This window comes from Hyphomicrobium sp. (genome assembly GCF_020852195.1).
GTDB lineage: Bacteria > Pseudomonadota > Alphaproteobacteria > Rhizobiales > Hyphomicrobiaceae > Hyphomicrobium_C.
In genome coordinates this window covers 1-20,375 of the sequence record NZ_JADZBI010000180.1, presented here as the reverse complement: position 1 = coordinate 20,375, position 20,375 = coordinate 1, and the positions used below count along the sequence as shown (strand labels likewise).

General features: G+C 66.9%; 18 protein-coding genes. 3 read left to right on the top strand and 15 right to left on the bottom strand.

Features of this window, described 5'->3' with window-relative positions:
* From sucC to IT540_RS15490, 7 genes are all read right to left on the bottom strand, one after another.
* On the bottom strand, nt 1–942 hold a 942-nt coding region (gene sucC / locus IT540_RS15520), incomplete at its 3' end, for an ADP-forming succinate--CoA ligase subunit beta (protein WP_291179862.1).
* 45 nt (nt 943–987) lie between these two features.
* Nucleotides 988–1,944 carry a CoA ester lyase gene (locus tag IT540_RS15515; protein WP_291179859.1) on the bottom strand — a complete coding sequence of 319 codons (957 nt, stop codon included), beginning with the start codon at nt 1,942–1,944 and terminating at the stop codon, nt 988–990.
* Nucleotides 1,945–2,079: 135 nt separating this feature from the next.
* Nucleotides 2,080–3,285 (bottom strand): aminotransferase class V-fold PLP-dependent enzyme, encoded by a 1,206-nt coding sequence (locus IT540_RS15510; RefSeq protein ID WP_291179856.1) that lies wholly within the window; start codon nt 3,283–3,285, stop codon nt 2,080–2,082.
* A gap of 347 nt (nt 3,286–3,632) precedes the next feature.
* Complete coding sequence (locus IT540_RS15505; RefSeq protein WP_291179852.1) at nt 3,633–4,265, bottom strand: response regulator transcription factor; 633 nt, start codon at nt 4,263–4,265, stop codon at nt 3,633–3,635.
* A 123-nt stretch (nt 4,266–4,388) separates the two neighbouring features.
* On the bottom strand, nt 4,389–5,369 hold the full coding sequence (gene pip, locus IT540_RS15500; protein WP_291179849.1) for a prolyl aminopeptidase: 981 nt from the start codon (nt 5,367–5,369) through the stop codon (nt 4,389–4,391).
* Between the two features lie 214 nt (nt 5,370–5,583).
* Nucleotides 5,584–7,410: a sodium:solute symporter gene (locus IT540_RS15495; RefSeq protein ID WP_291179846.1), complete on the bottom strand. Its 1,827-nt coding sequence runs from the start codon at nt 7,408–7,410 to the stop codon at nt 5,584–5,586.
* Nucleotides 7,411–7,459: 49 nt separating this feature from the next.
* Nucleotides 7,460–7,720 (bottom strand): DUF4212 domain-containing protein, encoded by a 261-nt coding sequence (locus tag IT540_RS15490; protein WP_291179842.1) that lies wholly within the window; start codon nt 7,718–7,720, stop codon nt 7,460–7,462.
* Nucleotides 7,721–7,901: 181 nt separating this feature from the next.
* Here IT540_RS15490 and mscL point away from each other — a divergent pair, with 181 nt between their 5' ends.
* Nucleotides 7,902–8,288: a large-conductance mechanosensitive channel protein MscL gene (gene mscL, locus IT540_RS15485; RefSeq protein WP_291179839.1), complete on the top strand. Its 387-nt coding sequence runs from the start codon at nt 7,902–7,904 to the stop codon at nt 8,286–8,288.
* A 60-nt stretch (nt 8,289–8,348) separates the two neighbouring features.
* Here mscL and IT540_RS15480 read toward each other — a convergent pair whose 3' ends face one another.
* Nucleotides 8,349–9,422 carry a hypothetical protein gene (locus IT540_RS15480; RefSeq protein ID WP_291179835.1) on the bottom strand — a complete coding sequence of 358 codons (1,074 nt, stop codon included), beginning with the start codon at nt 9,420–9,422 and terminating at the stop codon, nt 8,349–8,351.
* Between the two features lie 196 nt (nt 9,423–9,618).
* Between IT540_RS15480 and IT540_RS15475 the strand changes: the two genes are divergently transcribed.
* A complete protein-coding gene (locus IT540_RS15475; RefSeq protein WP_291179832.1) occupies nt 9,619–10,503 on the top strand; it encodes a HAMP domain-containing sensor histidine kinase in 885 nt (294 codons plus the stop codon).
* A gap of 15 nt (nt 10,504–10,518) precedes the next feature.
* A complete protein-coding gene (locus IT540_RS15470) occupies nt 10,519–12,651 on the top strand; it encodes a DUF87 domain-containing protein (protein ID WP_291179829.1) in 2,133 nt (710 codons plus the stop codon).
* Nucleotides 12,652–12,806: 155 nt separating this feature from the next.
* Here IT540_RS15470 and IT540_RS15465 read toward each other — a convergent pair whose 3' ends face one another.
* The 7 genes from IT540_RS15465 to hflK form a co-directional block, all read right to left on the bottom strand.
* Complete coding sequence (locus IT540_RS15465; RefSeq protein WP_291179826.1) at nt 12,807–14,438, bottom strand: hypothetical protein; 1,632 nt, start codon at nt 14,436–14,438, stop codon at nt 12,807–12,809.
* A gap of 309 nt (nt 14,439–14,747) precedes the next feature.
* Complete coding sequence (locus IT540_RS15460; RefSeq protein ID WP_291179822.1) at nt 14,748–15,689, bottom strand: phosphatidylcholine/phosphatidylserine synthase; 942 nt, start codon at nt 15,687–15,689, stop codon at nt 14,748–14,750.
* Nucleotides 15,690–15,758: 69 nt separating this feature from the next.
* Nucleotides 15,759–16,472, bottom strand: coding sequence for a phosphatidylserine decarboxylase (locus IT540_RS15455; protein ID WP_291179819.1), 714 nt, complete (start codon nt 16,470–16,472; stop codon nt 15,759–15,761).
* Between the two features lie 70 nt (nt 16,473–16,542).
* Nucleotides 16,543–18,048: a Do family serine endopeptidase gene (locus IT540_RS15450; protein WP_291179816.1), complete on the bottom strand. Its 1,506-nt coding sequence runs from the start codon at nt 18,046–18,048 to the stop codon at nt 16,543–16,545.
* 133 nt (nt 18,049–18,181) lie between these two features.
* A complete protein-coding gene (locus IT540_RS15445) occupies nt 18,182–18,367 on the bottom strand; it encodes a DUF2065 domain-containing protein (protein ID WP_291179814.1) in 186 nt (61 codons plus the stop codon).
* A complete protein-coding gene (gene hflC, locus IT540_RS15440) occupies nt 18,364–19,245 on the bottom strand; it encodes a protease modulator HflC (protein ID WP_291179811.1) in 882 nt (293 codons plus the stop codon). The genes IT540_RS15445 and hflC overlap by 4 nt, the downstream gene beginning before the upstream one ends.
* Nucleotides 19,246–19,247: 2 nt before the next feature.
* Entirely contained in the window at nt 19,248–20,369 is a 1,122-nt protein-coding gene (gene hflK, locus IT540_RS15435) for an FtsH protease activity modulator HflK (RefSeq protein WP_291179865.1), read from the bottom strand.
* Nucleotides 20,370–20,375 lie beyond the last annotated feature (6 nt).

The following is a 20,375-nucleotide window of genomic DNA, read 5'->3' as shown; positions in this document are numbered from 1 at the left end:
GATCGCCTTGACGTTCTTGTCGCGCAGCACCGCCTTGAACGACTTGGTGACGCGCTCCGGAGAAGCGCCGCCGCCGATGTCGAGGAAGTTCGCAGGCTCACCGCCCGCAAGCTTGATCATGTCGAGCGTGGCCATGGCGAGGCCCGCGCCGTTCACGATGCAGCCGATGTCGCCGTCGAGGCCGACGTAGGAGAGGCCGCGGTCGTTGGCGTAGGTCTCGCGCGGGTCCTCCTGGCTCTTGTCGCGCAGTTCCGCGATCTGCGGGCGGCGGAACAGGGCGTTCTCGTCGAAGCTCATCTTGGCGTCGAGCGCCACCACGGCCTTCTGCTTGGTGATGACGAGCGGGTTGATCTCGAGCATCGAGGCATCGAGGTCGCGGAAGGCGCGGTAGCAGCCGAGGATGACGCGCTCGAGCTTGCTGATCAGGTCCGGGTCGACTCCGAGGCCGAACGCGACCTCGCGCGCCTGGAACGCCTGCATGCCGACGGCCTGAGCGACCGCCACCTTGATGATAGTGTCGGGCTGGCTGTGCGAGATTTCCTCGATGTCCATGCCGCCTGCAGCCGACGAGACGACGACGATGCGCTCGGCCGCGCGGTCCATGACGAAGGAGAGATAGATCTCCTTGTCGATGTCGGTGGCTTCCTCGACGTAGAGGCGCGAGACGAGCTTGCCTCCCGGGCCGGTCTGGTTCGTCACCAGCTTCTTGCCGAGCAGGCCCTCTGCAGCCGCCTCGACCTCGCTTTCCTGCTTGCAGATCTTGATGCCGCCGGCCTTGCCGCGCGCACCCGAGTGGATCTGCGCCTTCACCACCCAACGCTGGCCACCGAGCTCATGCGCGCGATAGACGGCCTGCTCGGGGCTGTAGGCAAGCCCGCCGCGAGGAACGGGCACGCCGAACTTCGCGAGAAGCTCCTTTGCTTGGTACTCGTGAATGTCCATGTGGACCTCCTTGGGGGGATTGCGGTTTCCTGTCGCTTCTTTTTCTTACTTTGCCCGTGCGGCGGCCGACGCCTTGATGGAGCCGGCCGTTGCGATGAGGTTCTTCGCCATCTTCTCCGAGGCCGCGTCGATCATCTTGCCGTCGAGCGAGGCTGCGCCCTTGCCCTGCGCCTCGGCTTCCTTGAGCGCGGCGATGATGCGCTCGGCGCGCTCGACCTCCTTGGCGGTGGGCGAGAACACCTCGTTGGCGAGCTCGATCTGCGAGGGATGGATGGCCCACTTGCCCTCGATGCCGAGAGCCGCCGCGCGCTTGGCGCCAGCGGTATAACCAGCGGGATCCGAGAAGTCGCCGAACGGGCCGTCGATCGGCCGCAGGCCGAAAGCGCGACAGGCGACCGTCATGCGCGACAGCGCGAAGTGCCACTGGTCACCCGGGTAGTCCGGGTTGAGACCGCCGATAACGACCGTGCGCGCCTTGTTGAAGGCGGCATAGTCGGCGACGCCGAAGTGCATGGCCTCGAGCCGGCTCGGCGCGGCGGCGATGGATTCGACGTTCGCCATGCCGAGCGGCGTCTCGATGAGGGCCTCGGTGGCGACCTTGTTGGTGTAGCCCTTGGCCACCTCGATCTGGCTGATCAGCGCCTCGATAGCGTAGACGTCGGCCGCCACGCCGACCTTCGGGATCAGGATGGTGTCGAGCTTGGCGCCGGCCTGCTCCAGGATGTCGACCACGTCGCGGTAGCAGTAGTGTGTGTCGAGGCCGTTGATGCGCACCGAGACCGTCTTGCCGGCGCCCTGCCAGTCGAGATCGTTGAGCGCCTGGATGATGTTCTTCCTCGCCTGCTCCTTGTCGGGCGGCGCCACCGCGTCTTCGCAATCGAGGAACACGTAGTCCGCGGCGCTGGTCAGCGCCTTCTCGATCATGGTCGGGTTCGAGCCCGGCACAGCGAGCTCGGAGCGCTGAAGGCGCTGCTTCTTGAGCGGATAGAGAGTGAAGCTCATCGGAACGTTTCCTTATGCGTTAAGATGTTTTTTTGAGACACTTCGGGCTTGTCCGAACCGGCCGCAGCCGCAGACCCTCGCGATCGAACCCGTGAAATGAGCAAGGGCAGCGCGCTGAACGCGCCGCCCTCAAGATCAAGCAGCTTTGGACAGCGCCGGCTTCGTCGCCGTCTTGCTGAAGTACTCGGCTGCCGCGCCCGTGCCGGAGCCGAGCTTGACATCCACGCCGCTGTCCTTGAGCGCCATCTCGACCGCGAACAGCACGCCACCGATCATCACCTCGTCGAGTGCGCCGAGGTGGCCGATGCGGAACACGCGGCCGGCGACCTTGTTGAGGCCGACGCCGAGCGACGTGTTGTAGCGGTAGTAGGCCGTCTTCACGACGTTGGCGCTGTCGATGCCCTCGGGAACCAGGATGGCTGACACCGTGTCGGAGTGCCACTTGGGCTCCTTCGCGCAGAGCTTGAGGCCCCAGGCGTCGACGGCGGCGCGCACGCCGGTGGCGAGGCGCGTGTGGCGGGCGAACACGTTGTCGAGCCCCTCGGCGTTGATGAGGTCGAGCGAAGCACGCAGGCCGCGGATGAGCTGCGTCGCCGGGGTATAGGGGAAGTAGCCCTGATCGTTGGTCTTGATCATGTCTTCCCAGGAGAAGAAGCAGCGGTTCATGCGGCCGTTGAGGCTCTTGTTGGCGTCGAGCGCCTTCTGCGACACGGCCAGGATGCCGAGGCCGGTGGGCAGCATGAAGCCCTTCTGCGAGCCCGAGACGCAGGCGTCCACGCCCCACTCGCCCATGCGCATGTCGATCGAGCCGACCGACGACACGCCGTCGACGAAGAGCAGCGCCGGGTGCTTCGCGGCGTCGAGCGCCTTGCGCACGCCGGCGATGTCGGAAGTAACGCCGGTCGCCGTCTCGTTGTGCGTGGCGAAGACGGCCTTGATCTCGTGGTTCTTGTCCTTGGCCAGGATGTCGGCGTACTTCTCGAGCGGAACGCCCGTGCCCCACTCCTCGTCACAGAGCTCGACCTTGAGGCCGAGGCGCTCGGCCATGTCGACCCACAGCAGCGAGAACTGTCCGAAGCGGCTCATCAGCACCTTGTCGCCGACAGCGAGCGTGTTCTCGATCGTCGATTCCCAGGCGCCGGTGCCCGACGACGGGAAGATGAAGACGCGTCCGTCCTTCATCTTGAAGACCTTCTTCAGGTCTTCGAAGATCGGCAGCGTGAACTTCGGGAACTCGGGGCTGCGCATGTCCTCCATGGGCAGGTTCATGGCCATGCGGACGGCGTCGGGAATGTTGGTCGGACCTGGAATGAAAAGGTGTGGCGTCACCAATTGGGTCATATGCGTCTCCTCCAGTCTGGCGTTCGAGTTTTTGCCCCAAGCTTAGCGTCTCGACCGCGCAGCGCCAGCCGAAACCGCCGCGATGCCTCGCAGAAGGGCTGACCCCGCCTGCGTAAGCTTCGCGTCTGCTGTTCGTCGTGGATGCCCCGGACATGATCGGCGGAACAGGAATTGAACGCCTCTCGGCTGCAACTCCTAACAGCTCCCCGATCGCGCGCAACACCCAGAGGGGCGACAGCAGAAAATCTCCTGGGTAGGCTTATGAGCCGTGACGACCGCAGTGGGAATTGCCCAGTTGGGTAGTTTCCGCCTACCCACCCTGCGGCAAATTCAGTTTCCCACGCGCCTCAGCGCAGGTCGCGATTGGTCTGCTGGGCCATGAACAGCGCCACCGCCATGGCGCGGTTGTTGACGTTGAGCTTATCGTAAAGGTTCTTGAGGTGGTATTTCACGGTGTTGCGTGAAATGCCGATGCGCGCGGCGATCTGCAGGTTGGACCATCCGTCTGCCAGCGCCGCCAGCAGCTCGCGCTCGCGCACGGTGAGCACGTCCAGCGGATCCTTGCTGGCCGCCTCCATATCCACATACGGGAACGAGACGCGGCCGTGCGAGACCGATGAGATCGTCTCGAGCAGAACCTCGGGCTCGTCGCTCTTGGACATGAAGCCCCAGGCGCCGGCCTTGATGGTGCGGCGCAGAACGTCCGCGCCGGGCTCGCCCGTGTAGACGATGGTTCGCACCTCCACGTGCCGCTTCTTGAGCTCGGCGAGAACATCGCCGCCCGTCATGTCGGGGAGCGCCCAGCCGATGATCGCGATATCGGCCGTCTGCGTCTCGATCAGCTCGAGGAATGCTCCCCCTGTCGAGACGGCGGCCGTGACCATGAAGCGCCCATCGCGCGCGATGATGTCGACGAGCCCGGTGCGGACCACCGGGTTCTTGTCGGCGATGGCAATGGTTCGGCGGATCTCTTTCGGCATCAATCGAAGGAGCTCGAATGGGAGGCGCGGGGCATCCACGGCCCGGACTGTCCGGTGCCGATTTACTCTACCCACCCCGGGTGCGGTCGAGCCAGCCCCATCGCGGGGCTTGGCGAACGAGACCTAGCAACTCGGTGCCGTCCCGCGGTCGCGGAAATGCGACGTCGCGCGGACCAGCTCGTGGATGATGCCGGGCTCGGTCATGGCATGCCCCGCGTCAGGGACGATACGCAACTCGGCAGATGGCCACACCTTCTTGAGGTCCCAGGCGTTGCGGACCGGCGTCACCACGTCGTAGCGGCCGTGCACGATGACGCCGGGGATGGCGGCCAGGCGGTGGGCTTGCTTCAGCAACGCGCCGTCCGTGGAGAAGAAGCCGTGGTTCATGAAGTAGTGGCATTCGATGCGGGCGAACGCGAGCGCATAGCCGGGATTGGCGAACGAGCGCACGCGCACCGGATCCTCGATCAGCGACAGCGTCGTGCCTTCCCACACGCTCCACGCCTCGGCAGCGGGCATGTGCACGCGAGGATCCGGATCGGTGAGGCGTCTGTAGTAGGCGCTGATCATGTCGCCGCGCTCCTCCGGCGAGATGACGCGCTCGAACGCCTCCCACGCCTCGGGGAAGAGCGCACTGGCCCCGTCCTGGTAGAACCAGGCGAGCTCGCTGCGCCGCAGCAGAAAGATCCCGCGCAGCACTAGGGCCGTGACACGCTCGGGATGCGTGACGGCGTAGGCGAGCGAAAGCGTCGAGCCCCACGACCCGCCGAAGAGCTGCCAGCGCTCGAGCCCGAGATGATGCCTCAACCGCTCCATGTCCGCGACCAGGTCCCAGGTCGTGTTGTTCTCTATCGCGGCGTTGGGCATGGAGCGGCCGCATCCGCGCTGGTCGAGAAGGATGATGCGGTAGTGCCGCGGATCGTGGAAGCGGCGCATGGCCGGATTGCAGCCGCCCCCGGGGCCGCCGTGCACGATCAGCGCCGGGGCGCCCTGCGGGTTCCCGCACTCGGCGAAGTAGATGGAGTGCCCATCGCCCGTATCGAGGAATCCCTCGTTGAAGAGCTCGCGCGGGGGATAGGCGGTGAGACGGTCTCGGGACGACATTGGCCTTCCAATCCGCTTGATCTTCCGTGCCGAGGCGCGCGCTGCAGGCGGTCTCTAGTGTGATGATCGAGAAATTCGCCACATCAAGCAGGGCTCCGAGCGAATTTCTCGATCTGAATCACACTAGCAAGTCTATGATTCTAGTGTCCCTTATGATTCCGAAGTTCGCTCGCCCACATAGCCGCGAACTCTGGCGAACTTCGGAATCGGGACACTAGATCTTCTTCCTGCGCTGGTGGCGCATCTCGCGATCGTAGAGGATCTCGCCGCCCGGCACGCGGATATCGCGCACGAGCTCGAGCAAGTTGCGCGGCGGGCCGGGCGTGGCCAGCGCCACCGCGATGGTGGCGACCGCGCCGGCCGGCAGTCCGATGGCGGCGGCCAGCGCCCCGTCGGTGCCCGTGAGCCCCGCCTCGCCCGCAATGATGGCGAGCACCGTGACGCCGAACCCGGTCGCGATCCCCGCCGCCGCGCCGAAGGCGTTGAGCCGCTTCCACCAGATGGAGAGCACAAGCACGGGAAACGCGGAGGCGCCGGTGAGCGCAATGGCCCACAGGACGAGCTTAAGGGGATCCGTCGGCGCCGCGAGCGCGATCAGGCCGGCGAGCGCCGCCGCAGCCCCGAGCGCCACGCGCGACACGATGAGCCGCGAGCCGGGCCGTACCGGCGCCCAGCTCAGGCCATAGATGATGTCTTCGGCCAGGATGTTGCCGAGCGCCAGCGCGACCGCCCCGGCCGTCGCCAGCGCCGCGGCAACCACGCCGCCCGCCGCGAGGTAGATGACCGCCGCCGGCAGCTCCGCCGCGATCGGCAGGCTGAGCAGCACGTCGTCGCGGCTCATGGAGAAGCTCGCGAGCGTCGGCCGGTTGCCGTCGGTGGCGACGGCGAGGATGCCGCGCGCCTGCAGCGCCTCGAACCATTCCGGGAACCGCACCGGGCCTGCAGCCGTCACGATGTCCGTCAGGTAGTCGCGCATGAAGATGGCGATGGAGCCGATGACCATCATCGCGACGCCGAACAGGAAGGTGGCCCAGCCGAGTGACTTGCGCGCCTCGTAGACGCCGGGCGTGCCGGCGACGCGCGGCAGGAGCCACGGCGCGCTCGCGAGCCCGGAGAGCAGCGACAGCGTGACGATCACGAACGCCAGCGGCCCCACGCTGCCGAAGGCGTCGGAGAACCGCTTGGCAAGCGGTTCCAGGCCCTCGCCCGGCATGTCGAACGCCAGCAGCGGCGGCAGGATGATAGGCAGGCCCTGCGCCGCCTCCGCGCGCCCGACGGTCCGCAGCACCGGCCCCGCCGACAGGACCGGAAACGGCAGGTTGGTGACGATCACGGCGACGATGGCGACGGGCACCAGCAGCGCGATCAGCGCGGCGATGCTCTGGGCCGCCGACGACCACGCGAGAGAGCGCATGCCGCCCGCCGCGATCGTGAGCACCACCACCGCCACCAGCATCATGACCGCAAGCGATTGCGATATCGGATGAAACCACATGGCTGCCTGGGCCCCGATCCTGAGCTCGGCCGCCATCACCAGCAGCATGGGTACAGCCAGCACGCCGCCTGCGAGCAGCCTCAGCACCCGGCTGTCGAAGCGCTTGCCGAGGTAGCTCGGCACGGTAAAGGCGCCGAACTTGCGGAAGAACGGTGCCAGCATCACCGCCATGACCACGAAGCCCGCGAGTCCGCCGATGACGAGGCAGAGCGCGTCGAATCCGATCAGGAAGAAAGCGCCCGTCAGCGCCACGAGCCCGGTCGCTCCGAGCGCGGTCTGAGCCAGAACGAGCCCGGTGTAGAACGCCGGCACGCGCCGTCCGGCAGCGAAATAGTCGATTGGCTCGCGTGTGTACGCCGCGACCCCGATGGCCACGTAGAGAGCGATGGGCCCGAGGAACATCGTGAGCCGCAGCATATCGTCTTCGACGCCCAGACCCTCAAGGATCAGCGTCATCAACGCGAGCGCGACGAACGCGCTCATGAAGATGCCGAAATAGGTCCCGAGGCGGGGATTGACGTAGCCGGTCCGGTGCGAGAACGGCATGGCCTAGCGCTCCCCCCGGCCGCGCATGCGGCCCCGGCGTCCCGGCCCGTCAAGCATCCTCATGCGCACCGTGCCAGTGATCGATGGCGTCCTGCCGGTTGACGAAGCTCGCAACGGTGATGACGGCGATCAGCACCAGACCGTGCAGACAGAGGAAGTAGCCGAGGGGAAAGCCCATGAATTTGCTCGAGTTGAGGCGATCGGCGTAGAGCGGCAGCACCAGGATGACCGTCAGGAACGGCACCAGGCTCGCAAGCATCTGCCACTTCGTATGCCGCCAATATGGTTTTCGCTCTCGCCGTTCGATCATGAATGTATCGGTCTCCCCGCTTTGCGCCTTGCCTTGAGGTGCGTCCGACTTGTGGTTCCATTGAGGCGGCGAGCCCGCGTCGTTGGCCGAATTGCCGGTTTACGACCCCGCCGGAGCTCCCCTAGCATCGGCCCACGGCTCCGAGCGAGTCGGATTGTGACTGACCGAAGGAAACCTGAGAATGTCGATACTGTCCGAATTCAAGGAATTTGCAATGCGAGGCAACGTGATCGACCTCGCAGTCGGCGTGATCATAGGCGCGGCCTTTGCCCCCATTGTCTCGACCCTGGTCGAGAATATCGTTATGCCGCCGATCGGCTACATCCTGGCCGGAATAGACTTCAGCGAACTCGCGATTACACTGCCCACGCCCACGGGCGATGGCGTCGAGATCAAGTACGGCCTGTTCCTCAACGCGGTGTTCAAGTTCCTGATCACGGCGGCCGCGATCTTCCTCCTGATCCGCGCCATCAACAAGTTCCAGAAGCCGGCGGCCGCCGAAGAGCCCGCGCCCTCGCCGTCGGAGGTCTACCTGCGCGAAATCCGCGACGCGCTCGTCAAGAAATAGTGCTGAAGGGGTCGAAGACGGCGCGATCGGGCGCGCCGACCCTCCCATTCGATATACATTCTATACGACGGTGGGTGAGCGCCGTGGTGCGGGCGTTCCGGACAGCATGCTGCGGAATGCCATATAGCTTTGATCGATGCGGGCAGCGAGCGCGTCGCGCCCCGCGACATGGGCAATCGTCGCTTCGGCCACCCGGTCGAGCGCGTCTGCGACATCGGCGGGCCTTGGCGCGAAGGTGACGCCGAAGCGCGTCTCGATCACCTGCCGCGCGAGCCCGGCATGCGCGCGCGCCTCCGCCAGCGACACCTGGAAGGCCTCGGCCGCCGCCGCCGCGAAGATGGCCTTGTCGCCCTCGGAAAGACGTTCCCACACCGGCAGCCGGATGCTGAGCGCGAGGGCGGTGCCGCGCCCGTTGAGCCCCTGGCCGGTCGCATGCCGGGCGGCCTGCGGAACTCCAGTCGCCAAGCTGGTCGCAAGGTCGCCGGTCTCTGCCGCGAATACCGATCCGTCCGCGAGCGCGCGCGCGGCCTCGTCCGGCGCGAGCGCCGTGTGGGCCTCCGCGCCGAGCGCCCGCGCAACGTCGGCGCCGAGGCCGGGCGCCGAGACGCGCTGCCCGGCAAGATCCTTGAGGCTCGTGATCGGCTCCCGCGACCAGAGCGGAGGCGCATCGCCCATATGCCCGGCGAGCAGCGGCTTCCAGCCGTGGCTGCCGGCGAGCTCGTCCCAGAGCATCTGGCCGCCGCCGACGGCGACCCAATGCGCAAGGTCCTGGGCGCCGAGCCCAGCCGAGCCCGGCAGCCCCGCGAAATAGGCGAAGGCCGGGTGCAGCGGGGCAAAATCATGGGCCGGGCCGTGTACGAGGTCGGCGTCGGCCGCCGGGCTCCCCGCCTGGGCCGCAACCTCGATCCGGTAGCGACCCTCGGTCATGGCCTCGATCCGCTGCGCGAGGCGGCGCACGCTGTCGGCCGGCCCCTGGGGCGCGTCCGTCCACGGCATGGAGAGCCTGAGCAGGGTGCGATGTCCGGAGTAGGGCGCAACCCCCTGAACGGGCGCAGCTTCTTCGGCCAACGCTGTGGACGAGGTGGCTGCAACCGCAGCTCCGCCGCTGGTGATCAGGAACTCGCGACGATCCATCGGGCGGTCTCCCTTTGCTGCGCTCCGGGTTGCATGCGGCCTGCATCAAAGCCCAAGCCCGGCCCGAAAACAACGGATTACGGGGGCCTCCGGGGGTCCATTGTTCCTCTAACGAGCAATAGATGCAGATTAACCACGCCTTATCCAATGGTCTCTACCGTGGCAGGGCAATTGGGAGTTTTGGCGTTCGGTCGACATGCTCAAAGGCGACTTTGGCAAGGGCAAAGCGAACACCCTGATGCAGGAATACGCGGCGCTGGTCGGCGACGCCGTCCTGCGTCAGCGCACGCGCGTGGCCGAGCGCCAGGCACGCCTCGAGGCGGAGCTGGCCAACCGCGTCAAGTCCGAGTTCATCGCCAACATGAGCCATGAGCTGCGCACGCCGCTCAACACCGTGCTCGGCTTCTCGAAGCTCCTGCGCGAGCATGCGACACGTCCGCTCTCGAATGATGAGATCGTCCAGTACGCGAGCCTCATCAACGATTCCGCCGAGCACCTGCTCGCGGTCATCAATGACATCCTCGACATCTCGAAGATCCAGAGCGGCACCTATGCGCTCGATGCCTTCGAGGTCGACATTGCCGTCGTGCTGCGCGACTGCCTCGCCGCCGCGCGGACGCTCGCTGCGGAGGCAGGCGTCGAGCTTGCGCCGCGCATCGCCTTCTCGCTGCCCCTCGTGCGCGGCGACGACACCAAGCTCGGCCAGATCTTCACCAATCTCATCACGAACGCCATCAAGTTCACGCCGAGCGGCGGCACGGTCACCGTGGAGGTGCTGGAGCAGGGCAACGGCGGCGTGATGGTCTCGGTGCGCGACAACGGCATCGGCATGACGCCGGACGAAGTCAGCGTCGCGCTCGAGCCGTTCGGCCAAGTGGACCGCGCACGCACCCGCTGGCGTGAGGGCGCGGGGCTCGGCCTTACCATCGCCAAGTCGCTCGTCGAGCTGCACGGCGGCGAGCTGCTGATCACCAGCGTCAAGGACAAGGGCACCGACGTGACCGTCAAGCTGCCTCCTGCGCATCAGATTTCGCCGATCGAGGCGCGCGACGCCGTGTTCGGCAACGGGGCGGTCCTCTAGATCGGATTTGAGACGATGCAAACGGGCGTCACCGCAAGAGAGCCTCAGTACCACGTGCTGCCGCGTTCCATCGGCCGCATCGCGTCGGTGACGGGATCCAAGGCCATCCTGCTCCTGGACGTGACCCACGAGAACGATCCGCGCAACAAGGCCGACCGCCCGGAGATGGGCACGCTGCTCGCCATTGATACCGGTAACGTGACGGTGCTGGCCACCGTCTCGGCGCTGAGCGTTCCGCTTCCCGCGCACGGAAGCGAGCAGGAGCTCCGCATTGCCGAGCTCGGCCTCGTCGGCGAGCTGGCCAAGGGTGCCGACGGCAAGCCGGTCGCCTTTCATCGCGGCACGTCGACCTATCCGACGCTCGGCGACCGCGTGCGCTTTGCCACCAAGTACGAGCTGCAGCTCACCTATACGGGCAACGAGCGCGACACGGTGCGCATCGGATCGATCCGCCAGGAGCCCTCGATCCCGGCCATGATCCGGGTCGACGAGCTGCTCGGCAAGCATTTCGCCATTCTCGGCACGACAGGAACCGGCAAGTCCTGCTCGACCGCCCTGATCTTCCGCGCCATCCTGGAGCGCAATCCCAACGCCCACATCGTGCTGCTCGACCCGCATAACGAGTATGCGACGGCCTTCGGCGACCGCGCCGAGGTGATCTCGCCGCGCACGCTGCAGCTCCCGCTGTGGCTCTTGAATTTCGAGGAGGCGATCGAGGTTCTGGTCGGCGACCCCGAGCGCAAGGCGGAGATCGAGATCCTTCAGGATCTGATCCCGCTTGCGAAAGCGCGCTACAGCATCGGACGCGCATCGCAAGACGCGCAGAAGCTGCGCAAGCCCGGGCTCGACGGCACGAGATTCACGGTCGACACGCCTGTGCCCTACCGCATCTCCGATCTGACCAACCTGATCGACGAGCGCATGGGCAAGCTCGAGAACCGCAAGGATCTCGCGCCCTACCGCCAGCTCAAGACGCGCATCGAGACCTTCGTTCAGGATCGCCGCTACGGCTTCATGTTCGGCTCCGTCACGGTGTTCGACAGCATGGTGCAGGTGCTGTCGCGCATCTTCCGCGGTCCCGTGAACGGCAAGCCGATAACCATCATCGAGCTCACCGGGCTGCCGCCCGAGGTGGTGAACGTCGTCGTCTCCGTGCTCTGCCGCATGGCCTTCGACTTCGCATTGTGGGGCGAAGGCAAGATCCCGATCACGGTCGTCTGCGAGGAGGCACACCGCTACGTGCCGCTCAATGCGAACGTGGGCTTCGAGCCATGCAAGCGCGCCATCGCCAAGATCGCCAAGGAGGGCCGCAAGTACGGGGCCTCGCTGTGCATCGTGACGCAGCGCCCGGCCGAGATCGATCCGACCATCCTCTCCCAGTGCAACACCGTTTTCGCGCTGCGCATGTCGAACGAGCGCGACCAGGCGATCGTCGCCTCCGCCGTCATGGACACCGGCACCGGGCTGATCGAGTTCCTGCCGGCGTTGGGCGCCCGCGAGGCGATCGCCTTCGGCGACGGCGTGCCGATCCCGGTCCGCATCAAGTTCGACGAGATGCCGGCCCACGCCCTGCCGCGCTCGACGACGGCCCAGTTCTCCGAAAAATGGCAGGAATCGCTCGGCGACGAGAGCTTCCTCGAGGGCGTGATCGACCGCTGGCGCGCAGCCGGCGTCTGCGGACAGCTCGACAGCGCGGCGCAGGCCCAGCTCTTCGCCGAGTCGGTGAGCCTGCCGGCATCGATGGGGCTGCCCCGCCGCAGCGAGCCGCCGCCGGCATCGAGGCCCACAGGCGGCGAAGGAGCACCGGAGCCTACCGTCGAGCGCCGGCCCCTGGACCGCGCGGCGATCGAGCGCGAGGTGAGCGAGTTCGTGAGCCGTCGCGCCCCGCAGCCCGCGGCCCAGCCCCCGCCTGGCGAGCAGCCTCCCGCTGTTGCTCCCGCGCGCGAGCCGCTGCTGCGTCGCCCGCCCGCGTCATCCGAGATTCCGCGCGCCGCACCCGCCGGCCAGCCGATCCCGACGCCGCCTCCTGCCGCACGCGGCGAGCCGCCGCCGGCTCCGCGTACGCCCGAGCCTCCCGCGGAGCCCGCCCCCACCAATCCGCGTCTCGCCCTTCGCGAGCGCCTGCTGCGGCCGAACATTCAGCGCTGAGGTCAGGCGCTTTGCTCGTCCTTTTTGTCTGAGGAGGGGCTGTCGCCCCAGTCGTTGAGCACGTCCAGGATCGGCGTCAGGCCCTCGACGTCGACCAGACGATACACCTCGATATCGCGCCGCGCTCCGTCGCTCCATCCGGCGATGGTCAGGGCCTACTCCGCCTTCGAGAACAGCCCGTGGTTGCGCAGCGCTGCCGCATCCCGCGTCGCTGCATCACGCGCCTCCGAGTCGGGCCCGCTGGTCTTGCCGTGCTTGTCGAGCCAGTCCTTTCGGATCGCAGTGAGGTCGGTATCGCTCGCCAGCGCCTCTTCGTCCTTGAGCTTCTGCAGCTCGCTCTTGGTCAGCTTCAGGAAGCCGGGCTTCGGCCATTCCACGAGATCGAGATCGTCGAGCACGCCTGCGAGCTGGTTCATGGCCAGCGCCTTCGCGCCCTCGGTCTCGGAGTCGCAGCTATAGAGGTTGGGGATCACGAGATAGGAGTGCGTCTTGTGATAGATGAAGTGGCGCCGCACCCATTCGATGTCCGCGTCCGGCGCACGCGCTATCGCCGTCGCGATCGCGGCCTGGATCGCACGCCGCTTGTCGCCCGCCATCTCCGGGCGCCGCGCCGGCGGGTTGAGGATTGCGAGCACCAGGAGCCCGAAGTCGATACCGATCGAGGCGAGCAGCGCGATCAGGTCACGCCCCGTGATGGGTTCGCCGGTCTCCGTCGTCGTTGCGGGCTCGGAGCCCAGCGTGAATATGAAGTGGCCGAGGCTGTAGCCGTAGGCGCCAAGGTTCTTCCAGAGGTTCTTCACGGCGTTGGCGACGCCGGCGGGGCCTTCGCTGAACGCCGCGTCGCGGAGCTTCACTTCCGCCGGCTGGTCGGCCTGGTCGGCCGCCTGGGTGAGGCGTTGCGCCAGAGTTGGGTCGTAGCACGAGAAGCCGGGCTGGCCAGGCGGCACCGAGACCGACTCCGCGAGCGCCCGCATCTCTGCCGCCGTTGACTTGCCGAGTTCGTTCGAGCGCGCAGCGATGTTGCGTGCCGAGCCGCGGATCTGCGAAGCCATCTGCTCGAAGTTGCGTTGCCGTTCCTCGAGGCTCGAGCCCGCAAGCGATTGCGCGCTCTGGCGGAGCTGCTCCACCTCGGCCTGCACCGGCTCGAGCCAGGATCGCACCATGCCGTCGCGCAGGGTTGCGACGGAATCCCTGACACCGCGCCGCGCGTTGTAAAGCGGCCCGCGGCCCGCCCCCGAAGCCGTGCCGCAGCTTCCTCCGCTGGTCTCCTCGCGCGCCATCTGGCTTTCCGACCATGAGACGACGTTGTCGAGTTGCGACCGGACGGCATCGAGCCGTGCGGCGACCACCGCGCTCGCATCGCGTGCGTCCTCCTGGAGACCCGAGAGACCTGTGCGCGTCGCCTCCGAGCCGGAGATCAGGCTCCACCAGAAGCCGTAGCCGAAGCCGATCGACCAGATGGCGAGGAAGACATAGAGCACGAACATGATCATGCGGTCGCTGAAATCGCGTCCGGCGCCGAACGTCTCGCGCAAAGCGAGCCACATCAGGAAGGTGAGCGCCACGACGACGCCGATCACGAGCACGTCGTTGGGGATCGACATGGAGCCGGCGTCAGTCGGCGTATCCGAGACGCCGATGATGAAGTCCCGCATGCCGTGCCAGGTCGCGTAGCCGGAGAGGAACAGCAGCATCAGCGAGGCGACGCCGATCATCATGTTGCGACCGAGGACGTAATCCAGACGCTTCCGCCACGCGCTGGACGGTTTCGATGCGGCTTCGGCCATGACGCAATACCCCCAAAAAAAAGATGCTCCCGGCGGCGGAAATGTAGGGGAAAACATCAAGGCTGTCCCGCCGCTTGCACGACGGAGCGCTTAGGGATCATCGGTGCGTAGCCCTCCGGCCACGGCTCGACCGGTGGCGGGTCAGGCGGAGTTGCGGCCAATGAACATATGCGGCCCCTGTGTCCCGCCTCTCGCGGCTCAGCCGGTATGACACGGGTAGGCACACTTTCATCCGGACCAAGCGTCGCGCAGCGATGCGCAGAGCCGGGACCCAGGGTCAGGCGGCATCCGGCGCCGTCTAACGCACCGCTACCGCTTCTGCTCGCCGGGCCGGATCTCGACCACCCGCGGCGGCGCCGTCCGCATGCCATCCGGAGGCGTCGCATTGCCCGTCGGTCCAGGCGCGGAGGTGGTCGAGGACGAGGGGCCTGTTGCCGCTGCTCCGGCGGTATGAAGCTGCTCGAGCTGCCGGAATCGCCGCCAGGTCCACGGCAGGGCGGCGAGGTAGCCAACCGAGGCGATGGTGAGCGTCGGATAGGGATAGGTGATGAGGCAGGCCACCGCCGCGATGGACAAGATGAAGAGCGGAAGCACCCACTCGCGGCCGATCCGCTCGCCGAGCAGCTTGCCGGAGTAGGTGGGCAGGATCGATACCATCATCAGCCCGACCAGGATGACGTAGGCGAGCACGAGGTTGAGCAGCACCGGCGAGGAGCGGAGATCGAGGCCGAGCTGCGCGAGATAGATCGGCAACAGCACGATGATGGCCGCCGCTGGCGTCGGCACGCCCTGGAAGAAGTCCGACTGCCACTTCGGCCGCTCGTCGTCGATGAGCGTGTTGAAGCGAGCGAGCCGCAGCGCGGAAGCGAGCGCGAACAGCATCACGGCGATCCACCCGAGGCTCCTGTGCTCGCCGAGGCCCCAGGTGAAGATCATGATGGCCGGCGCCACGCCGAAGTTGACGAAGTCGGCGAGGCTGTCGAGCTCGGCGCCGAACCGCGACGACGCCTTGAGCAGCCGCGCGATGCGCCCGTCGAGCCCGTCCAACAGCGCCGCGAACACGATGGCGGCCAGCGCGAAGTCGTAGCGCCCCTCGATCGACATGCGGATCGAGGTGAGCCCCGCGCAGAGCCCCAGCAGCGTGAAGAAGTTCGGCACCATCATGCGCACGGGGATGCGCGCGTGGCTGAACATGCGCCGCCTGCGCCTGATGCGCGTGTGTTTCTCGAGTTGCGGTACGATCGGGTCCATCTCACCCTCCTCGGACCATGATCGCCTCGTGCCCTATCAGCGCGAGGCGTGATCATTGGTCCCAACAAATCAGTGCCGCCGCGCCTCGCGCTCGGGCTCCGTCGATCTCAGGTCCGCGAGCACCGTCTCGCCGCCGATCGCCCGCTGCCCGACCGCGACGGCCGCGAACGCGCCCGGCGGCAGATAGGTGTCCACCCGCGACCCGAACCGGATCAGCCCGAACCTCTCGCCGACGCCCACGCTGTCGCCCTCGGCCGCCAGCGTTACGATGCGCCTGGCGACCAGTCCCGCGATCTGCACCACGCCGACCTTTGTTCCGGTCGCCGTCTCGATGACGATGGCGCGCCGCTCGTTCTCCTCCGACGCCTTGTCGAGGGCTGCGTTGAGGAACGCGCCCGGGATATAGAGCGAGCGGATGATGCGTCCCGCGACTGGCGCGCGCTGGATATGCACGTCGAACACCGAGAGGAAGATCGAGACGCGCACCCGCTCCTCGTCGCCGAGCTCGAGCTCGGCGGGCGGCCGCACGCTTTCGATGAGCGACACCTTGCCGTCTGCGGGCGCGATGACGAGCCCGTCGCGCAACGGCGTCACGCGGTCGGGGTCGCGGAAGAAATAGATGATCCACGCCGTGATCAGCGCCGCGATCCAGCCGAGCGGCGACCAGATGAGGAACAGGAGCAGCGTGACGACGAGCGCGATGGCGATGAACTTGTGCCCGTCGCGATGCACGGGGGCCAGGCTGTCGGCGATGGTATCGAGCAGGGAATGGCTATCGGACAACCTGTCCTCCTCATCCGCTTTCTGAGCACGGCGAAGCGCATGAGCCTAGCACAGCGCGGACGCGTTCGTCTCAGAACGGAATAGCGACAAAGCGCGTGTCGCCCTTCGCGTCCTCCACCAGCAGCAGCACGCTCTTGCCACCCGATTTCTTGACCTTCTCGATGGCGGCCTCGACGTCCTTGATCTCGCGCACCGGCTCCTGCTGGGCTTCCGTGATCACGTCGCCCGGCCGGATGTTCTTGGTGGCGGCCTGGCTCGAGGGGTCGATGTCGTTGACGATGACGCCGTTGATCTTGGCATCGAAACCGTAGCGGCTCCGCGCCTCGTCGGTCAGGGGCGCGAGCACCAGCCCGAGCACCGATGTCGAGGGCGCGGGCGTCGTCTCGCTGCCGCCCTCCGCCGCCGGCTCCGGCTTGCCCTCCTCGTCGTCGAGCATGCCGACCGTGACGGAGAGTATCTTCCGCTGTCCCTGCCGCAGCACCTCCACCTCGACCGCCTTGCCGATCTGCGCCTGCGCCACGAGCTTCGGCAGCCCGCGCATGGTGGTGACGTCCTTGCCGTCGAACTTCAGGATCACGTCGCCCGCCTCGACGCCGCCCTTGGCTGCAGGCGAGTCAGGCGTCACGCCGGCCACCAGCGCACCGGAGTTCTCCGGCACGCCGAGGCTCTCGCCGATGTCCTCGCTGATCGACTGGATCTTGACGCCGAGCCAGCCGCGGCGCATGGCGCCGAACTCCTTAAGCTGCGAGATCACCATGGTCACGGTGTCCGCGGGCACCGCGAAGCCGATGCCGATCGAGCCTCCGGTGGGCGAGATGATGGCGGTGTTCACGCCAACGACATCGCCGTCCATGTTGAACAGCGGACCACCCGAGTTGCCCTTGTTGATGGCTGCGTCCGTCTGCAGGAAGTCATCGTAGGGGCCGGCGTTGATGTCGCGCTGCTTGGCCGAGATGATGCCGACCGTCACCGAGCCGCCGAGACCGAACGGATTGCCGATAGCCATCACCCAGTCGCCGACCTTGAGGTTGGCAGACGACCCGAAGCCCACCGCCGTGAGCGGCTTCTTCGGCGTCACCTTGAGCAGCGCGAGGTCGGTCTTGGTATCGCGGCCGATCACCTTGTCGACCTTGAGCTTCGATCCGTCGTGGAAGTTGACGATGATCTCGTCGGCCCCCTCGATGACGTGATTGTTGGTGACCACGAGGCCCTCGACCCCGTCGATGACGAAGCCGGAGCCGAGCGAGGAGACCTTGCGCTCGGATGGCGGAACCCGTCCGCCCCTCTTGTTGAAGAAGTCCTCGAAGAAGTCTTCGAACGGCGAGCCCTTCGGAACCTGCGGCAACGGCACGCCTTCGGGACCCTTGGCGATCTGGCTGGTCGAGATGTTGACCACCGCGTCGATGAGCTTCTCGGCGACCGGCGCGATCGATTGCGGCCCGCGCTGCTGCGCGGCAGCCGGATTTGCCCCGGCACCCCCCAGCGTCGCGAGCGCGGTCACGGCAAGCGCCGTGAGGGCGGGGGCCGTTATCCGGCCGAGGAGAGCCGCGGCGCGTTGCGCGAGGGTCATGAACATGGGTGCTCCTTCCGACCGTGGCGTTTCCGGTCCAGTTCACAGTGTGAGATCGCCGGTGGGCTGTCAACGCGGCCAGCCGCGCCGGGTTCTGACCTGTAGGCCGGCGCTGCATGCCGCCTCCCGCCAGGCGCCGTTACCCCCTGACCAACCAGATGACGAGGGCGCCGACGGCGACGGCCACCCAGCCGGCCTTGCGCAGGCTATCCTCCGGCGTGGCCGCGGCCGTGGCCAGAAGATGGCGCCCGAGCGCGGGCGAGAGTGCCCAAAGCAGCCCCTCGATCACGAGCACCAGTCCAAAGGCGACAATGAGATCGCTCATTGCTTCGGCGCGGCGGCCCCCAGCGGGTCTGAGAAGTATCTGAAGAAGTCCGTGTCGGGCGAGATCACGAGACGCGTGTCACCGGCCTTGAGGCCTTGCTCGTAGGCCTGCATCGAGCGGTAGAAGGCGAAGAAGTCGGGATCGCGCCCGAACGCCTCGGCGAAGATCTTGTTGCGCTCGGCCTCACCCTGGCCGCGCAGCTCCTCGCCCTTGCGCGTCGCCTCCGCCTTGATGACCGTGACCTCGCGGTCGGCGGTGCCCCTGATGCGGTTTGCTTCCCCCGTGCCCTGGGCGCGGACCTCGGCCGCTTCGCGCTGGCGCTCGGCGCGCATGCGGTCGAACACGCTCTTCTGGTTCTGCTCGGGAAGGTCGGCCCGCTTGATGCGGACGTCGACGACCTCGAGACCGAAGTCGCGCCCTTCCTCGTTCACATTGTTGGCGATCTGCTTCATGAGCTGCTCGCGCTTGTCGCGCACGACGTCCTGGAACGTCGAGGCGCCGAGCGCACGGCGCAGCGCCGATTCGACGATCGGGCCGAGCCGCGAGCGCACCGCGCCCTCGAAGCGCAGCGTCTGGTAGAACTTGAGCGGATCGACGATCTTGTAGCGCGCGAAGGCGTCGACGATCAGGCGCTTCTGGTCGGAGGCCGTGACCTCCTGTGCCTGCGTGTCGAGATCGAGGATGCGCTTGTCGAAGATGTCGACCGTCTCGACCAGCGGCAGCTTCCAGTGCAAGCCGGGTTGCTGAACGACGCGCTTCGGCTTGCCGAACTCGAGCACGAGCGCCTGCTCGTTCTGGTGCACGATGAAGGCTGAGGCATAGACGGCCGCAGCGGCGGCGCCGAGCAGGATGACGAGGAAGAGGAGGAATGCGCGCATGATCAGTTGCCTCCCTCAGTGGGCTGCGGACGGCGCTGGAGCTGATCCAGCGGCAGGTAGGGCACAACGCCCTGGCCACTCTTGCCGTCGATGATCACTTTGTCGGTCCCTTCGAACACGCGCTCCATGGTCTCGAGGAAGATGCGCTTGCGCGTCACCTCGGGCGCCTTCTTGTATTCGTCATAGACGCTGAGGAAGCGCGCCGTCTGGCCCTGCGCTTCCGCGACCGTCCCTTGTTTGAAGCCTTCGGCGGCCTGGAGAATACGCTCCGCCTCGCCGCGTGCTTCCGGCACCACCTTGTTGGCATAGGCGAACGCCTCGTTCTGCAGGCGCTCCTTGTCGGCGCGTGCCGCCTGCACATCGCGGAAGGCGTCGATCACGTCGCCCGGCGGGTCCACCTTCTGCAGTGTCACCTGGTCGATCTGGATTCCGGCCTGGTAGCCGTCCAGCGTTTGCTGGATGAGGTTGAGCACGGCGGTTTCCGTCTTTGCGCGGGCTTCCGTCAGGATGGGCTGGATGTTCGATTGCCCGACCACCTCGCGCATGGCGCTCTCGGCCACTTCCTTCACCGTGTTGTCGGGGTTCTGGATGTTGAACAGGTATTGTGCGGCATCCTTGATGCGCCAGTAGACGACGAAGTCGATGTCGACCGTGTTCTCGTCGCCGGTCAGCATCAGGCTCTCTTCCTTGACGTCCTGCACGCCCGCGCCGCCGAAGCCGCGCTCGAAGGAAGCCGACCGCATGCCGATCTCGATGATGTTCTGGCGCGTCACCTTCGGGCGCACGACCTCCTCGATCGGATAGGGATAGCGGAAGTGCAGGCCCGGCGGCTCCTGGCGCACGAACTCGCCGAAGCGCATGACGACGCCGAGCTCGTCCGGGTCGACGCGGAAGAAGAAGGCGTACCAGGCGACCACCGCCGCCGCCACCACGGCCGCCAGGAATGCCAGCGGGCCGGGAACGCCGCCGCCGTGCATGACCTGCTTCATGCGGTCCTGGCTGCGCTTCAGCATCTCCTCGAGATCGGGGGGCTGGTTGCCGGGGCCCTGGCCCCAGGGGCCGCCCCCGCCGCCGCCCTTCCAGCCGCCACCGTTTCCACCGCCGCTCTGATTGCTCCAAGGCATATGATG